This is a genomic window from Bradyrhizobium sp. MI1.7 (genome assembly GCF_055811795.1).
Map to the genome: position 1 here is coordinate 5,134 of NZ_JBVVPO010000100.1, position 15,294 is coordinate 20,427.

Consider the following 15,294-nt stretch of genomic DNA (forward strand, 5'->3'; position numbering starts at 1 on the left):
CTTTGCCCACCCTACGGCAGCTTAGCTGGTCAGCTCTGCCTCACACCGCCCCATGCGCCTCGACGTACAGCGCATACACCGAGTGGCTGCTCGCCATATAAAGCCGGTTGTTCTTCGGGCCGCCGAAGCAGAGGTTGGCGCAACGTTCGGGCAGCTTGATGAAGGCGAGCGGCTTGCCGTCCGCGTTGAACACCATCACGCCGTCGAGATCTTCCGACTTGCCCCTGAGCTGAAAGACCTTGCGGCCGCCGATGTCGGTGGGTTCGGATTGCAGCGCGCCGTTGGAGCCCCAGCCGCACCAGAGATTGCCGTCGCGATCGACGCGAAAACCATCGAGCGAGGCCTGGTCGGCGGCATCGATCAGCTTGGTCTTGCCGCTCAAGCTGCCGTCGTCGCCGACATTGTAGCTCCAGATGCTGCGGTTGGGCGTGCCCTTCCATTCGACGATGTAGAGCTTCTTCTCGTCCGGCGAGAAGGCGAGGCCGTTGGGATTGACGAGGTCGGTGAGGACGGCGCTGATCTTGCCGTCCTTGGCGATGCGATAGACGTTGGTGGTGGCCTGCTCGGACTTCTCCTTGTTGCCTTCCCACTCGCCGTTGATGCCGAACAAGGGATCGGTGAACCAGATGCTGTCGTCGGACTTCACCACGATGTCGTTCGGCGCGTTCAGCCGCTTGCCCTCGAACTTGTCGGCGAGAACCGTGATTTTGCCGTCCTTCTCGGTGCGGGTGATGCGGCGGGTGACGGAGTGCTCGCAAGTGACGAGGCGGCCCTGGCGGTCGCGCGCATTGCCGTTAGCGTAATTGGCGTTGGCGCGGAACACGCTGGTCTGCCCGGTCTTCTCGTCGAACTTCATGATCCGGTTGTTGGGAATGTCCGAGAACAGGAGATAACCGCCCTCGGGGAAATAAGCGGGGCCTTCGGCCCAGCGCATGCCAGTCGCGACCTGCTCGACCGTTGAGGAATAGAGCCGGTATTTTCCAAAGCTCGGATCGAGGATCTGGACGGCGGGATCGGGGTAGCGCTGGTTGGGCGTGAACGGAAACGACTGGGCACCGGCGGTGCGGGCGAGAAGTGCGGACGCCGCCGCCGCACCGGCGCCGGCCATGAGACTACGTCGCGTGAGATTCATAAGTATCCTCCCTGCTCGATAAAAGGCCGGCGCTTGATGCGCCGGCTCGTTTCTTGACGTGACTTAGCTTCGACCTAGCGGCCGTTCTTCTTCCGCCATTCCGCGAAGTCGGTGAGCGTCTGCGGATCGGTGGCGGGATAGAGCCCAAAAATGCCGCGGCCGTTGCCGACTTCCTCGGTGACGAAATCCTCGAACGCCGTCATCTCAAAGGTTTCGTTCGCGATCTCGTCGGCGAGATGCGCGGGGATCACGATGACGCCGTCGCTGTCGCCGAGAATGACGTCGCCCGGAAATACCGGCGCATCGCCACAACCGATCGGTACGTTGATCTCGATCGCCTGGTGCAGCGTGAGATTCGTCGGCGCCGAGGGGCGATGGTGATAGGCGGGGATGCCGAGCTTGGCGATCTCGGCGGAATCGCGAAAGCCGCCGTCGGTGACGACGCCGGCGACGCCGCGCTTCATCAATCGCGTCACCAGGATCGCACCGGCCGAGGCCGCGCGCGCGTCCTTGCGGCTGTCCATCACCAGCACGCTGCCGGGCGGACAATCCTCGATCGCCTTGCGCTGCGGGTGGGAGCGGTCCTTGAAGACGTCGATGGTGTTGAGATCCTCGCGCGCCGGCATGTAGCGCAGCGTGAAGGCCTCGCCGACCATGGTCGGCTGGTCGGCGCCGAGCGGGTGCACGTCCTGGATCATCTGGATGCGCAGCCCGCGCTTGAACAGCGCGGTGGCGACGGTGGCGGTGGAGACGGATTTGAGTTTTGTGCGGGTGGCTTCGGTGAGTTTTGTCATGTGTATCCTCTTGTCATTCCGGGGCGCCGCGCAGCGGCGAGCCCGGAATCCATCGGGCCGCACGCAACGCGGTGAAATGGGTTCCGGGTTCGCGCTACGCGTGCCCCGGAACGACGGTCAGTAAATCGACGGCTCGCCGATCGGCGCGCCGAAATCGGTCTCCAGGAAGTCGAAGTCGCAGCCGTCATTGGCCTGCTTGATGTGTTTGGTGAACATCCAGCCATAGCCGCGCTCGAAGCGGCGCTCGGGCTGCTTCCAGGCGGCGCGACGCTTTTCGAGCTCGGCTTCGGACACATCGAGGTTGATAGTGCGCGCGGCGACGTCGAGCGTGATGCGGTCGCCATTCCGCACCAGCGCCAGCGGGCCGCCGACATAGGATTCGGGCGCAACGTGCAAAATGCAGGCGCCATAGCTGGTGCCGCTCATGCGCGCGTCCGAGATCCGCACCATGTCGCGCACGCCCTGCTTCACGAGCTTGGTCGGGATCGGCAGCATGCCCCACTCCGGCATGCCCGGCCCGCCCTGCGGCCCTGCATTGCGCAGGATGAGGATGTGATCCTCGGTGACATCGAGGTTGGGATCGTCGACCGCCTTCTTCATCGACGGATAGTCGTCGAACACCAGCGCAGGCCCGGTGTGCTTGAGGAAGCGCGGCGCACAGGCACTCGGCTTGATGACGCAGCCATCGGGCGCGAGATTGCCCTTGAGCACGGCGAGCGCGCCTTCCTTGTAGATGGGGTTATCGACGCCGCGGATGACATCGGCATTGTGCACTTCGGCGCCTTCGATGTTTTCGCCGACCGTCTGGCCGGTGACGGTGATGCAGTCGAGATGCAGATGCGGCTTGATCTGGCTCATCAGCGCCGGCAGGCCGCCGGCATAGAAGAAGTCTTCCATCAGATAGGCATCGCCGCTCGGTCGGACGTTGGCGATCACGGGCACCTTGCGGCTCGCCTTCTCGAAATCGTCGAGGCCGATGTCGAGGCCGGCGCGGCGGGCCTGCGCGATCAGATGGATGATCGCGTTGGTCGAGCAGCCCATCGCCATGGCGACCGCAATCGCGTTCTCGAACGCCTTGCGGGTCTGGATCGTCTTCGGCGTCAAATCCTCCCACACCATCTCGACGATGCGCCGGCCGCATTCCGACGCCATGCGGATGTGGTTGGCGTCGGCGGCCGGAATCGAGGAGGCGCCGGGCAGCGTCATGCCGATCGCCTCGGCAATCGCGGTCATGGTCGAGGCGGTGCCCATGGTCATGCAGGTGCCGTAGCTCCGCGCGATGCCGGCTTCGATATCGAGCCAGTCCTTGTCGGAGATCTTGCCGGCGCGCCGCTCGTCCCAGTATTTCCAACCGTCGGAGCCCGAGCCGAGCGTCTTGCCCTTCCAATTGCCGCGCAGCATCGGACCCGCGGGCAGATAGATCGCGGGAATGTTCATCGAGGTCGCGCCCAAGAGCAGCGCCGGCGTGGTCTTGTCGCAGCCGCCCATCAGCACCACGCCGTCCACGGGATGGCTGCGCAACAGCTCCTCGGCATCCATCGCCAGAAGGTTGCGGTAGAGCATCGTGGTCGGCTTCAAGAGCGATTCCGACAGTGACAGCGCCGGCAGCTCCAGCGGGAGGCCGCCGGCCATCAGGATGCCGCGCTTGACGTCGTCGACGCGCGACTTGAAGTGCATGTGGCAGGGCTGCGCGTCCGACCAGGTGTTGAGGATCGCGATGATCGGGCGGTCCTTCCACTCCTCCGGGGCGTAGCCCATCTGCATCGTGCGGGAGCGGTGGCCGAACGAGCGGAGGTCGTCGGGCGCGAACCAGCGCGCGCTGCGGAGCTGGTCGGGCGTGATTTTCTTCTTGGTCATGATTGGGTGCCCCATTTCTGGACGGTATTCCGCTCGATGGCGCGGAAGATCAGGTTCTCCACAAAAAGCCCGATGATAATCACCGTCAAGAGGCCCGCGAACACTGCGGGTATGTCGAGGAGATTGCGGTTCTCGAAGATGAACCAGCCGAGCCCGCCCTGCCCCGAGGACACGCCGAACACCAGCTCGGCCGCGATCAGCGTGCGCCATGCAAAGGCCCAGCCGATCTTGAGGCCGGTGAGGATCGAGCCGAACGCCGCCGGGATCAGGATTTTCGCGACATAAGGCAGCCCGCGCAGGCCGTAATTGCGCCCGACCATGCGCAGCGTGTTGGACACGCTCTTGAAGCCGGAATGGGTGTTGAGCGCGACCGGCCACAGCACCGAATGGATTAGCACGAAGACGAGGCTGCCATTGCCGAGCCCGAACCAGATCAAGGCGAGCGGCAACAGCGCGATCGCCGGCAACGGGTTGAACATCGCCGTAACAGTCTCGAGGAAATCGGTGCCGATCCGCGTCGAGATGGCGAGCACGGTGAAGATCGCGGCGAGCACGATGCCGGCCGAATAGCCCATGAAAAGGACTTTCAGCGAAGCCCAGGCGCGCATCGGAATGGTGCCGTCTTTCACGCGGTCCCAAAGCGTCACGATGGTGTCGTGCAGCGTTGGAAACAGCAGCGGATTGTCGAGGGCGACGCCATAGGCTTCCCAGACCGCTGCCAGAAACAGGATGATGACGGTCTTGCGGACAAAACCGTCGTTCCACAACAGCTCCGGCACGCTCAGCTTGCGCTCGACCTCGCCCGCACCGCCGGTCGCGGCAACCGACGCGTCGCGCAGCAATATTCTCGCCTCGCCCATGACAGGCTCCCTCAATGCGCCACAGCTTCGGCCGCGAACAGGAGATCGTGGATCTCCTTCTCCAGCCGGCCGGCGCTGCCGTCTCCATTCGAGACCTTGTCGACGTCGACCACCTCGGCCTTGACCCGGCCGGGATGCGGCGACAGCAGCAGGATGCGGTTGCCGATGCGGATCGCTTCCGCGATCGAATGCGTCACGAACAGCACCGTGAATTTGGTCTCGCTCCAGAGCTGAAGCAGCTCGTCCTGGCAGGTGCGCCGTGTCAGCGCGTCGAGCGCGGCGAACGGCTCGTCCATCAGCAGGATATCGGGCTCCATCGCCATGCCGCGCGCAATCGCGACGCGCTGCTTCATGCCGCCGGACAGCGTGTGCGGATAGGCGTCGACGACGCGGGTGAGGCCGACCTTCTCGATATAGGCCCGTGCGCGGGCCTCGGCGTCCTTGCGCGACAGCTTTCGCGCGGTCAGCAGCGGGAACATCACGTTGGCAAGCACGCTCTTCCAGGGCAGCAGCTGGTCGAACTCCTGAAAGATCATCATGCGGTCCGCGCCCGGACCATGAATCTCGCGATCGTTGATGGTCATGCGGCCCTCGCTCGGCGTCATATAGCCGCCGACGGCCTTGAGCAGGGTCGACTTACCGCAGCCGGACGGCCCGAGCAGCACGAAGCGGTCGGACCTGTCGACCGTGAAGCTGACCCTTTCGGTGGCGGTAACGACGGCGCTGGAGGTCTTGTAGCGCAGCGTCACCCCGTTGACGTCGAGCAGCGCCATCAGTTGCCTTTCAGGTCGTGCGCGACGGGGAGGTAATAGTCGGTCCAGGCCTTGGGCTGCATCTTCAGTGTGCCGGTCTTGAACAGATGGGCTGCGAATTTCATCGTGCCCTGCGGCTCGAGATTCCATTCCATCATGCCGGGCTCCTTGAGGAGATCGAGCAGCTCTTCCACCGAGGTCTTGTCGCCGGTGATCTCCTTGTAGATCTCGACCGCCTGCTTGGTGTCGCTGCGGATCAGATCCTGCGCTTCCTTGGTGGCATCGCGCACCGCCTGGATGATCTTCGGATTGGCGTCGGCGAATTTCGTCGTGGTGAAGAACTGGGCCTGGCTCAGCGGGCCGCCCATTACGTCCGGCGAGTTCAGCACGACATGCGCGCCCGGCACGTTCTTCAGCTCGAGGAAGGTGAAAGGCGGGATCGAGAAGTGGGTGTGGACCTCGTGCTTCGAATTGGACAGCGCCGCATAGGCGTCGGGATGGCCAAGCTGCACGGTGTTGGCGTCCAGCTTCGACCATTGGTCGGCACCGAAGGCCTCGGCGGCCGCGATCTGAAGCACGATCGCCTGGGTCGAGACTTTTACGGTCGGCACCGCGATCTTGTCGCTCGGACCAAGATCCTTGATCGACTTGATGTTGGCATCGCGGCTGATCAGCGTCATCGGCTGCGCCGAGGTCGCGACGATGCCCTTCACGCCGCCGCGGGTGCGGTCCCACAGCAACAGAAGATTGCCGGTGCCGGTGTTGAGGATGTCGACGCCGCCGGCGAGCAGCGCATCGGTCTGCGCGCCGCCGCCGGAAAAGGTCACCCATTTGGTGGTGACGCCGGGTACGCCGAGCGAAGCTGCGTGCTTCTCGATCAGCTTCTGCTTTTCCATGATGTGGCTCGGCATGTAGAAAATGCCGGGCTGGCGCGACAGCGAGATCTCGGATTTCTGCTGCGCATGCGCCGCGGATACCGGCAGGACGGTTGCGGCGATCAGGGCGGCAGCCGCAAGCTTGCTACGAAGATGCTTGATCATTGTTGTGTGTTTCCTCCGGCCAGCGTCGAGCTGCGTTGACCCTGCTGATGCACTAATATATTAGTGCATCAAAGGCAAGCCCGCGGGACCCGACATGGAAGCAACCCATACCGCGCTGCGCGCGGCACGACCCGCCCGGCTCGATCGCGCCCGCCAGGCCGCGCCGCAGGTGTTCGAGCGGCTGCGCAATGCGATCATCGCCCTGGAACTGCCGCCGGGCGCCCCCCTGTCACGCGCCGAGCTCGCCGGCCAGTTCGGCGTCAGCTCGACACCGGTGCGCGATGCGCTGATGCGGCTGGAGGAGGAAGGGCTCGTCGACGTGTTTCCGCAGCACGCGACCGTGGTCAGCCGAGTCGACGTCGGCCGCGCCGAGCAGGCCCATTTCCTGCGCCAGGCGCTGGAGCTCGAAATCGTCCGGATGCTCGCGGAACAACATGACCAGGCCCTGGTCATCCGTCTTGACCACGCGATCGCGCTCCAGCAGCAATTCGCCAAGGCCGGGGACTTCGAGAGCTTCATCGCCGCCGACAATGATTTTCACGCCCAGCTCTACGCCGCCGCCGGAAAGCAAGACCTGTGGACGCTGGTGCGCAGCCGCAGCGGGCATATCGACCGGCTGCGCCGGCTGCATCTGCCCTCGCCCGGCAAGGCCCAGAACATCGTCCGCCACCACAAGCTGATCACGCGCGCGATCGAGGCCGGAGAGGCCGATGCCGCGCAACAGCATCTGCGCAAGCACCTGTCGGGCACGCTCAGCGAGCTCGACAAGATCCGGAGCCACCATCCCGAATACCTGACCGATTAGGCCCGCGACACGATCCGGGCGTGCGTCAGGGACCGCATGTGCACGTAAGCATGCATATGACCGACCTCGCCGAAATCGCGCGAGGCGGACAAGGTGTCGGCCGCGAAGTGCTTGCAGGCCGGACGGAAACCGCGCAACAATTTCGCATTTGATGTTTTGATTTGGGGTCGCTGGAACGTCCCATCCGGCCCGGAGGGTTTCAGACGTGGCCAACATCCTGATTGTGGATGACGACCCGGCCGTGCAGATCACGATCCGGCTGATCCTGGAGAGGGCCGGCCATCACGTCACCGCCGCCGGCGACGGCCACACGGGGCTTGCGCTGTTCGAGGCGAGCCGGTTCGACCTCCTGTTCCTCGACATATTCATGCCCGGCATGGACGGACTGGAGACGATGCGCCACATCCGGGTGCTGCAGCCGACCCTTCCGATCATCGTCATTTCCGGCCGCGCCGTCGCGCCGGACGCCTATGCCGAGCCGGACTTTCTGAAGATGGCGACCAAGCTCGGCGCGGTCGCAAGTCTGCAGAAGCCGTTCCGGCCGGACGCCCTGCTCGCCGCTGTCGACGGCTGCCTCACATCCGCGCCGCTAGCCAATGCCGCCTCCGGCAGCCGATGACGGGGCGATCCATGTTGCAGCGTAGCAGGACATTCGGGACCGCTCGCGACGCAGCGCGAAGGCCGAAATGACCCTCGCGACCCGGCTGGCCATCGCAATGATCCTGCTGGTCGCGGCTGCGGTCGCCGCTGTCGGATGGCTGAGCCATTACAGCCTGGAGCAAGCCTTCCTGCCGCGCGTGCTCGACCGTATCGAGGGCCACTCACGGCTCCTGGCCTCGCAACTCGAAGCGCATGTGAACGGCGCCCGCGCCGACGTTGCGACGTTCCGCTCCCGTGCCGCCGCGCGCGGCATGATCGATGCCCATTTCAACGACGGGGTCGATCCGGTCGATCACCTCTCGGAGAAGACCTGGCGCGACCGCTTGCTGACGCGCCTCGTGGCCGACGTCGGCGCCAACCCGGCCTACGCAAAATTCCGTATCATCGGTGCCGACGGCGTCGAGTATCTGCGCGTCGACCGCTCCGGCCCGAACGGAGCGGTGCGAGCAGTTCCCGACGATGCCTTGCAGAACAAGGGCGAGCGCTCCTTCTTCCAGGCGGCGATCAAGCTGGCAGAAGACCAGGTCAGCGTCTCCCCGGTCGAACTGGACGTCGACGACGGCGTGGTTCAGATGCCCTATGTTCCGACCTTGCGCGTCGCGGCGCCCCTGTTTGGGTCCGATCACCGGCTGTTCGGCATCGTCGTCGTCAATGTCGACATGCGCCAGGTGTTCGACCGGATCAGGATATCGATCCGGAACGGTGAAGCGGTCTATGTGGTCGGCCGCAACGGCGATTATCTCGTGCATCCGGATCGCACCCGCGAGTTCGGTTCGCAACTGGGGACACCAACACGCTGGCAGGACGACTTCCCCTATTTCGCAGCCATCACCGGATCGACGCTGGGTGCGACCCAGGTCGTGCCGGGCAGTGACGGCAAGCCGAGCGGCACCGCGATCGCGCCCGCAATCCTGGCCGAGGACCAGTGGGTCGGTGTCATCCGCGTCGTGCCCAACGCCGTCTTCATGGCGCCGGCCGTCACCATCGAGAAATCGACCATCACGATCGGCCTCATCGCGGTGCTGGTCGCCGCCATACTGGCCGTGCTGCTGGCGCGGTCGTTGACCCGGCCGATCGGGCAGCTCACTGCGGCGGTCGAGTGGCTCGGTCGGGACAATTCCATCAGAATTCCAACCGACGCCCCCGGCGAGACCGGTGTGCTGGCGCGGGCATTTGCCCGTCTGATCGATGAAATGCGGGCGAAGACGGCAGCGCTGGAGCATGAGGTCGAAGAGCGGCGGCGCACCGAGGCCGCGCGCGACCAGCTTGCCGTCCGCGAACGCCTGTTCAGCGCGGCCGTCGAATCCTCCGACGATTCGATCGTGATGCAGACGCTCGACGGCATCGTCATCGGCTGGAATGCGGCGGCCGAGCGCCTCTACGGCTATACGGCCGAGGAAGCGGTCGGACAGCCGACCTTGATCCTCCTGCCACCCGATCGCCGCGAAGAGGGCAAGGACTATCTGCGGCGGATTGCGACGGGCGAGCGGATCGAGCACTTCGAAACGGTGCGCCTGCGCAAAGACGGCAGTCCGGTCGAAATCTCGGTGAGCCTGTCACCGATCAGGGACGATTCGGGCGAGATCATCGGCGCGTCCGGCACGGCGCGCCGCCTGACCGATGCGCGACGGACCGAGCGCGCGCTGCAACAGCAGATCGAGGAACGGCGGCAGCTGTTCGACGCCTCGGAAGATCTGATCATGATCATGGATTCGCGGGGCCATATCGTGCAGGTCAGCCCGAGCAGCCAAGCCGTGCTCGGCTACCCGCCGGACGAGATGATCGGCCGCAGCGGCGTCGATTTCATCCATCCCGCGCATCTCGAGCAATCCCGCGAGGAGATGCGCGCGCTGCGGCGCGGCGGGCACCCCAGGCTCGCCGACACCCGCTGCATCCACAAGGACGGACGCGAGGTCTGGCTGTCCTGGCTCGGCAACTGGTCAGATCAGGCCAAACGCTTCTTCTTCGTCGGACGCGACATGACCGAGGCGCGGCGCGCGGAAGAGTCCTTGCGCGAAAGCGAGCTGCTCGCGCGCAATATCGTTGAGACCGCGCTCGACGCCTTCGTCCAGACCGACGAGCGCAGCACCATCCTGAACTGGAGCTCGCGGGCCGAGGAGCTGTTCGGCTGGCGGCGCGACGAAGCGCTGGGCAGGAATGGGGTCGACCTCATCGTCGCCGAGAGCGAGCGGGAGCGGGTCAAGGCCGGCCTCGCGCGCTTCCTCGAGTCCCAGGACGGCCAGACGCTCAACCGCCGCCGCGAGCTCACGGTTCGCCGTCGCGACGGCAAAGAATTCAGGGCCGAGCTGAGCGTCACGGCGCTGAAACGCCGCGAAGGCATTCTGTTCAACGTGTTCTACCGCGACCTCACCGACAAGATCGCGTCCGAGGAGCGCATCCGCCACGCCGACAAGATGGAGGCTGTCGGCCAGCTCACCGGCGGCGTGGCGCACGACTTCAACAACATCCTCACCGTCATCACCGGGACGATCGAGATCCTGGCCGACGCGGTGGCGAAGGAGCCGGAGCTTGCGGCGATCACGAAGATGATCGACGAGGCCGCCGGGCGCGGCGCCGAGCTGACCCAGCACCTGCTCGCCTTCGCGCGCAAGCAGCCGCTGCAGCCACGCGAGGTCGACATCAACGCGCTGATCATCGACACCGCAAAGCTGTTACGCCCGACGCTGGGCGAGCAGATCCAGATCGAATCGGTGTTCGAGGACGAGAGCTGCGTCGCGATCGTCGACCCCAACCAGCTCACCACCGCGATCCTCAACCTCGCGCTCAATGCCCGTGACGCCATGCCCGGCGGCGGCAAGCTGATCGTGGAGACCGGCGCCGCCTATCTCGACGAGGTCTATGCCAGCGTCAACGACGTCAGGCCCGGACACTATGTGCTGATCGCCGTGAGCGACACCGGCACCGGCATTCCTGCGCACATGCTGGCCCGGGTGTTCGATCCGTTCTTCACCTCGAAGGGACCGGGCAAGGGCACCGGGCTCGGGCTTTCGATGGTCTACGGCTTCATCAAGCAGTCCACGGGCCACATCAAGATCTACAGCGAGGAAGGCCACGGTACCACGATCAAGATGTATCTGCCGCCCGGCAAGACGGCCGCGGCCGTGGGCGAAGGCGTGACGCCGTCGACGATCGAGGGCGGACACGAGACGATCCTCGTGGTCGAGGACGACCGGCTGGTGCGCGACTACGTGCTGGCGCAGCTGCATTCGCTCGGCTACGTCACCTTGCAGGCCGCGAACGCCGCGGAGGCGCTCGCGATCGTCGCCACCGGCAAGCCGTTCGACCTGCTGTTCACCGACGTCATCATGCCCGGCAAGTTGAACGGACGGCAGCTTGCCGACGAGGTGTCGAAGACGCGTCCGGACCTCAGGGTGGTCTACACCTCAGGCTATACGGAGAACGCGATCATCCATCACGGCCGGCTGGATTTAGGCGTGCTGCTGCTGGCGAAGCCGTATCGCAAATCCGATCTGGCGCGGATCATCCGCAAGGCGCTGAGCAGTTGAGGAACCGTGTCCCGGACAAGGCGCAGCGTGCAACGCTGCGGCGCAGAGCCGGGACCCAGAACTGTCAGCCGTGAAATTGGAGAGATATGGGCCCCGGCTCAGCAGCGCATCATTGCATGACGCGCTGCGTCCGGAGCACGAGAGGATGGCGAGCGTTACGATGCGCGCTGGGCCGCAGTCATCACGATGCGGATCAGATCGGCGGCGTTGCGCGCCCCGAGCTTCTTCATGATGTTGGCGCGATGGTCCTCGATGGTGCGCGGGCTGATGCCGAGCGTGCGGCCGGCTTCCTTGTTGGACGCACCGGAAGCGAACTGCTCGAGCACCTCGCGTTCGCGCCGCGTCAACGGCTCGCGTCCGGGGAAGTGCAGCGAAGAGAATTTCGGCGATACGCTCTCTGCCTGCCTGCGTGCATAGGCTCCGATCGCCTCGTCCAGCCGGCCGACGATCTCGCTACCGCGGAACGGCTTTTCGATGAAATCGAGCGCGCCGCTCTTGATGGCGCCCACCGCCATCGAGATGTCGCCCTGCCCGGAGATCATGAAGATCGGCGCCGGATAATCTTCGCCCTGCAGTTCGTTCAGAATGTCGAGGCCCGACTTTCCGGGAATGTGCACGTCGAGCAGGATCGCAGCCGGCGTACGGTTCCGCGCGACGGAGAGCAGCGCTGCGCCGTCCGCAAAACAGATCACCTCATAACCCGCCGCCTTCAACACCATCGACAAGGTGTCGCGAACCGCAGGGTCGTCGTCGACCACGAAGATTTCACCACGAGAGGTTTGCTCGGCCATGTGCCACATCCAGTTGGCATTACGGACTCGCGTCCGCGCCAACCGTTATGGCGTTCGGCGCGGATTCGGCCCACCCGTATTTGTACGGGACATAGACTTAACGCACAAGTAGCGGCATTGCGCCTAATTGCAGGAGACGGAGAATATCCATGCTAAATTTGGCCGATACGCCGCCGCTGGTCGCGACATCCGAGGCCGACAGCCAACGATTGATCGCCGCAGACCTTCGCTTGCTGATCGCACAGATCGAGACCAGTATGCGCCGGATCGCCGCAGCCATGGATCAAGAACACAGCAACGATCCGGAAGGTTCCGCCGACGTCTTCATACTCGACGACGTCACGCCGCGTTATGCCACCGCGAACGCCGCTCTCAACGCCTGCCGGGCAGGCCTCGGCCACGCCCTGCAATACCTGTCTGAATCCGGCAATCCGGCTTGAATTGCGACCGACGCGGCGCAGTGCCCGCGTCCGATCGCATGGCAGCTCCGCGCCTCAGGCGCGGTGCCGTTCCACGATCGCGTCGGTGGCGACGCCACCCCAGGTGTGGATCGCCGGCAGCCCCATTGCGGTCTTGCCGAGATTGGCGAGGCTGATGCGCAGCGCCGCGAGATCGAGCGGCTTCGGCAGGCCCTGGAGCTGAATCCCGACGGAACGGGCGAAGCTGCGGGCGGCGCTGCGGCGCTTGCCGTCCATACCGCTGATGACGATCACATGGCCTGCGAATTTCGCCGCCGCCATCTCGCGCAGCACGTCGATGCCGTCGCCATCCTCCAGCACGAGATCGAGCGTCACGCAGTCGAAGCGGGCGGCGCGGAGCTTCTCGATCGCCTCGGCGACGGACGGCGCCACCGTGACTTCATGGCCGGCCTGCTTTGCGGCGACCGTGATCAGGCTGCGCTGCGTGGCGTCGTCGTCGACCACCAGGAGCTGAAGCGCACGCCGCTCGGCGACGTCGGGCAGATTTGACGGGATGGGGGAGAGGGAACTTCGGGGCATTGCCGTATCCTGAGATTGAGACGGGCAATTGCTACACGGCTCGCGCTTAGGCCACGTAAAGCCGGTGCGGCGAATTCGTCCGGATGTTTTAGCAAATATGAACCAACGTCTCGGAAAGCGGCGACGGGGCGCGCGGGACGAGGCCTATTTGGCGATCACGCTGCCTCGTCACGGCCGCCGGCGGCGCCGCGCTTCTTGCGGTTCTTGCCGCGCAGGAACTGGATGTCCATTTCGGCGCCGTTGACGCGCACCAGCTCGCAACGGCGATAGGCGAGCCCGGTCGACGACAGCAGCAGGAAGAATTCCTTCAGGTTCAATCCCTGGATCGAGCCGTCCACCGTGAGGATGGCGTCGGTGTCGGAAATCGCATTGAGCTTGCAGTCGCGCCGCCACGTGCCATCGATCGCCATGATGCAGACATCATAGCCACGACTGAACGTGACGCGCTCCGCGCCCTTGCCATCCTCTGCCATGCCTATCGTCCTGCCAACACCGCCATGCGCGGCGGCGCGGCGCCGGCGAGAGCCGGTTTGGTTGCCGCTGCACGCGGATCGTTCGGCTTGTAGAGGCCGCGACGATCCGGGATCGGCCTGAACGTGTCGGTCAGTCCGACCACGGTTTCGGCTGCACCCAGCACCAGGAAGCCGTCTCCCTCGATCTGGCGGGCGAGGCGGTTGAAGATGTTGATCTTGGTGTCCTGGTCGAAATAGATCAGCACGTTGCGGCAGAAGATGACGTCGAAGGTGCCGAGCTGGGCAAAATCATGCAGCAGGTTGAGCTGCCGGTGCTGGATCATCGCGCGCAGCTCGGGATTGATCTGCCACGTCTCCCCGGTCTGCTTGAAATATTTCATCAGCATCTGGATCGGCAGGCCGCGCTGCACCTCGAACTGGCTGTAGATGCCGGCCTTGGCCTTCTCGAGCACCTCCTGCGACAGGTCGGTCGCGATGATCTCGACGCGCCAGCCGGTCAGGGCCGCGCCCATCTCCTTCAGGCACATCGCGAGCGAATAGGGCTCCTGCCCGGTCGAGCCGGCGGCGCACCAGATGCGCACGCTCCGTCGGCCGGCGCGCGCCTTGATGACCTCAGGCATGATGGTGTCGCGGAAATGATCGAACGGGACCTTGTCGCGGAAGAAGAAGGTCTCGTTGGTGGTCATGGCTTCGACCACGCTGGTGACGAGCGCGCTCGAGCCGCCCTGCAGCTTCTGCACGAGCTCGCCGATCCCGGAGAGCCCGGCCTTGCGGGCGAGCGGCAACAACCGGCTTTCGATCAGATATTGCTTGTCTGCGGACAGGTCGAGTCCGGAATGATCCCTCAGGAACTTACGCAGATACTCATACTCGGTCGGGGTCACGGATAGCCTCTCGGAAGCTGTACTGGGGACACTCTGGCTGAAACGCTCGGGCCAGATACTCAGACCATGGCTTGTCCGACCGGGATCAAGCCGACTTCAGCGAATTTGTCGGCGATGATGTCTTTATCGAAGGGCTTCATAATGTACTCGTTGGCGCCGCCGCTGAGCGCCTGGGCGATATGAGCCACGTTGTTCTCGGTGGTGCAGAACACCACCTTCGGCTGGTCGCCGCCGGGCAGGCGGCGCATGTGGCCCATGAACTCGAAGCCGTCCATCACGGGCATGTTCCAGTCGAGCAGCACCGCATCGGGCAGCTGCCGCTGGCAGATCTCCAGCGCCTTCGAGCCGTCCTCGGCCTCGGTGACTTCGAATTCCAGGCCTTCCAGGATCCGGCGCGCGATCTTTCGCACGACGCTGGAATCATCGACCACCAAACATGTCTTCATTTTGGTTCTCCGGCTTCGATGTTTCGGTTAGCTCAGGCAGCCATTTGTACTTCGGTTTTAAGCTCGAGGACGCGATCGACGTCGAGGACGACCATGAGCTGCCCGTCGAGGCGGTGGACGCCGCCGGCGAGCTTGGCCATGCGGGGATCGAGGTTGACGGGGTTTTCTTCCTTGTTGTCCTCGGCGAGCCGCAGCACCTCGCCGATCTGGTCGATCAGGAGGCCGTAGGATTCACCGCGCAGGTCGACGCCGACCGCCATCGGGGTCTTGCCGTC

Annotated in this window: 16 protein-coding genes; 4 read left to right on the forward strand and 12 right to left on the reverse strand. The window is 64.7% G+C overall.

The features are described from left to right. Positions 1-40: 40 nt before the first annotated feature. The 6 genes from AC0L3X_RS43135 to AC0L3X_RS43160 all read right to left on the reverse strand — a co-directional run bounded on the left by AC0L3X_RS43135 (position 41) and on the right by AC0L3X_RS43160 (position 6,435). On the reverse strand, positions 41-1,132 hold the full coding sequence (locus AC0L3X_RS43135; RefSeq protein WP_063980475.1) for an SMP-30/gluconolactonase/LRE family protein: 1,092 nt from the start codon (positions 1,130-1,132) through the stop codon (positions 41-43). A gap of 74 nt (positions 1,133-1,206) precedes the next feature. Beyond that, complete coding sequence (locus tag AC0L3X_RS43140; RefSeq protein WP_063980474.1) at positions 1,207-1,926, reverse strand: ribonuclease activity regulator RraA; 720 nt, start codon at positions 1,924-1,926, stop codon at positions 1,207-1,209. A gap of 117 nt (positions 1,927-2,043) precedes the next feature. Then, the gene (araD, locus tag AC0L3X_RS43145; RefSeq protein ID WP_063980473.1) at positions 2,044-3,783 is read right to left on the reverse strand and encodes an L-arabinonate dehydratase; all 1,740 of its coding nucleotides are present in this window, start codon (positions 3,781-3,783) and stop codon (positions 2,044-2,046) included. Beyond that, the gene (locus tag AC0L3X_RS43150) at positions 3,780-4,643 is read right to left on the reverse strand and encodes an ABC transporter permease (RefSeq protein WP_063980472.1); all 864 of its coding nucleotides are present in this window, start codon (positions 4,641-4,643) and stop codon (positions 3,780-3,782) included. Before AC0L3X_RS43150 ends, araD begins: the two co-directional genes overlap by 4 nt. An 11-nt stretch (positions 4,644-4,654) precedes the next feature. After that, a complete protein-coding gene (locus AC0L3X_RS43155) occupies positions 4,655-5,416 on the reverse strand; it encodes an ABC transporter ATP-binding protein (protein WP_063980471.1) in 762 nt (253 codons plus the stop codon). Then, positions 5,416-6,435, reverse strand: a complete 1,020-nt coding sequence (locus AC0L3X_RS43160) for an ABC transporter substrate-binding protein (RefSeq protein ID WP_063980470.1) — start codon at positions 6,433-6,435, stop codon at positions 5,416-5,418. Before AC0L3X_RS43160 ends, AC0L3X_RS43155 begins: the two co-directional genes overlap by 1 nt. A 94-nt stretch (positions 6,436-6,529) precedes the next feature. Here AC0L3X_RS43160 and AC0L3X_RS43165 point away from each other — a divergent pair, with 94 nt between their 5' ends. The 3 genes from AC0L3X_RS43165 to AC0L3X_RS43175 all read left to right on the forward strand — a co-directional run bounded on the left by AC0L3X_RS43165 (position 6,530) and on the right by AC0L3X_RS43175 (position 11,427). Next, positions 6,530-7,240, forward strand: coding sequence for a GntR family transcriptional regulator (locus AC0L3X_RS43165; protein ID WP_063980469.1), 711 nt, complete (start codon positions 6,530-6,532; stop codon positions 7,238-7,240). 205 nt (positions 7,241-7,445) lie between these two features. Beyond that, complete coding sequence (locus AC0L3X_RS43170) at positions 7,446-7,859, forward strand: response regulator (protein ID WP_063980468.1); 414 nt, start codon at positions 7,446-7,448, stop codon at positions 7,857-7,859. Positions 7,860-7,926: 67 nt separating this feature from the next. Beyond that, positions 7,927-11,427 carry a PAS domain S-box protein gene (locus tag AC0L3X_RS43175; RefSeq protein WP_063980467.1) on the forward strand — a complete coding sequence of 1,167 codons (3,501 nt, stop codon included), beginning with the start codon at positions 7,927-7,929 and terminating at the stop codon, positions 11,425-11,427. Between the two features lie 155 nt (positions 11,428-11,582). Here AC0L3X_RS43175 and AC0L3X_RS43180 read toward each other — a convergent pair whose 3' ends face one another. After that, positions 11,583-12,218: a response regulator transcription factor gene (locus AC0L3X_RS43180; RefSeq protein ID WP_063980466.1), complete on the reverse strand. Its 636-nt coding sequence runs from the start codon at positions 12,216-12,218 to the stop codon at positions 11,583-11,585. Positions 12,219-12,367: 149 nt separating this feature from the next. On the opposite strand from AC0L3X_RS43180, the gene AC0L3X_RS43185 reads away from it, so the two are divergent. Further along, positions 12,368-12,658, forward strand: coding sequence for a hypothetical protein (locus AC0L3X_RS43185; protein WP_063980465.1), 291 nt, complete (start codon positions 12,368-12,370; stop codon positions 12,656-12,658). Positions 12,659-12,712: 54 nt separating this feature from the next. Here AC0L3X_RS43185 and AC0L3X_RS43190 read toward each other — a convergent pair whose 3' ends face one another. The 5 genes from AC0L3X_RS43190 to AC0L3X_RS43210 form a co-directional block, all read right to left on the reverse strand. Beyond that, a complete protein-coding gene (locus AC0L3X_RS43190) occupies positions 12,713-13,216 on the reverse strand; it encodes a response regulator (RefSeq protein WP_063980464.1) in 504 nt (167 codons plus the stop codon). 155 nt (positions 13,217-13,371) lie between these two features. Then, entirely contained in the window at positions 13,372-13,689 is a 318-nt protein-coding gene (locus AC0L3X_RS43195; RefSeq protein WP_014490546.1) for a hypothetical protein, read from the reverse strand. A 2-nt stretch (positions 13,690-13,691) separates the two neighbouring features. Then, positions 13,692-14,573 (reverse strand): CheR family methyltransferase, encoded by an 882-nt coding sequence (locus AC0L3X_RS43200; RefSeq protein ID WP_071908599.1) that lies wholly within the window; start codon positions 14,571-14,573, stop codon positions 13,692-13,694. Positions 14,574-14,632: 59 nt separating this feature from the next. Beyond that, the gene (locus tag AC0L3X_RS43205; RefSeq protein WP_018321619.1) at positions 14,633-15,019 is read right to left on the reverse strand and encodes a response regulator; all 387 of its coding nucleotides are present in this window, start codon (positions 15,017-15,019) and stop codon (positions 14,633-14,635) included. A 32-nt stretch (positions 15,020-15,051) separates the two neighbouring features. Continuing rightward, a partial coding sequence (locus AC0L3X_RS43210; protein WP_473317443.1) for a chemotaxis protein CheW occupies positions 15,052-15,294 on the reverse strand: 243 nt, incomplete at its 5' end.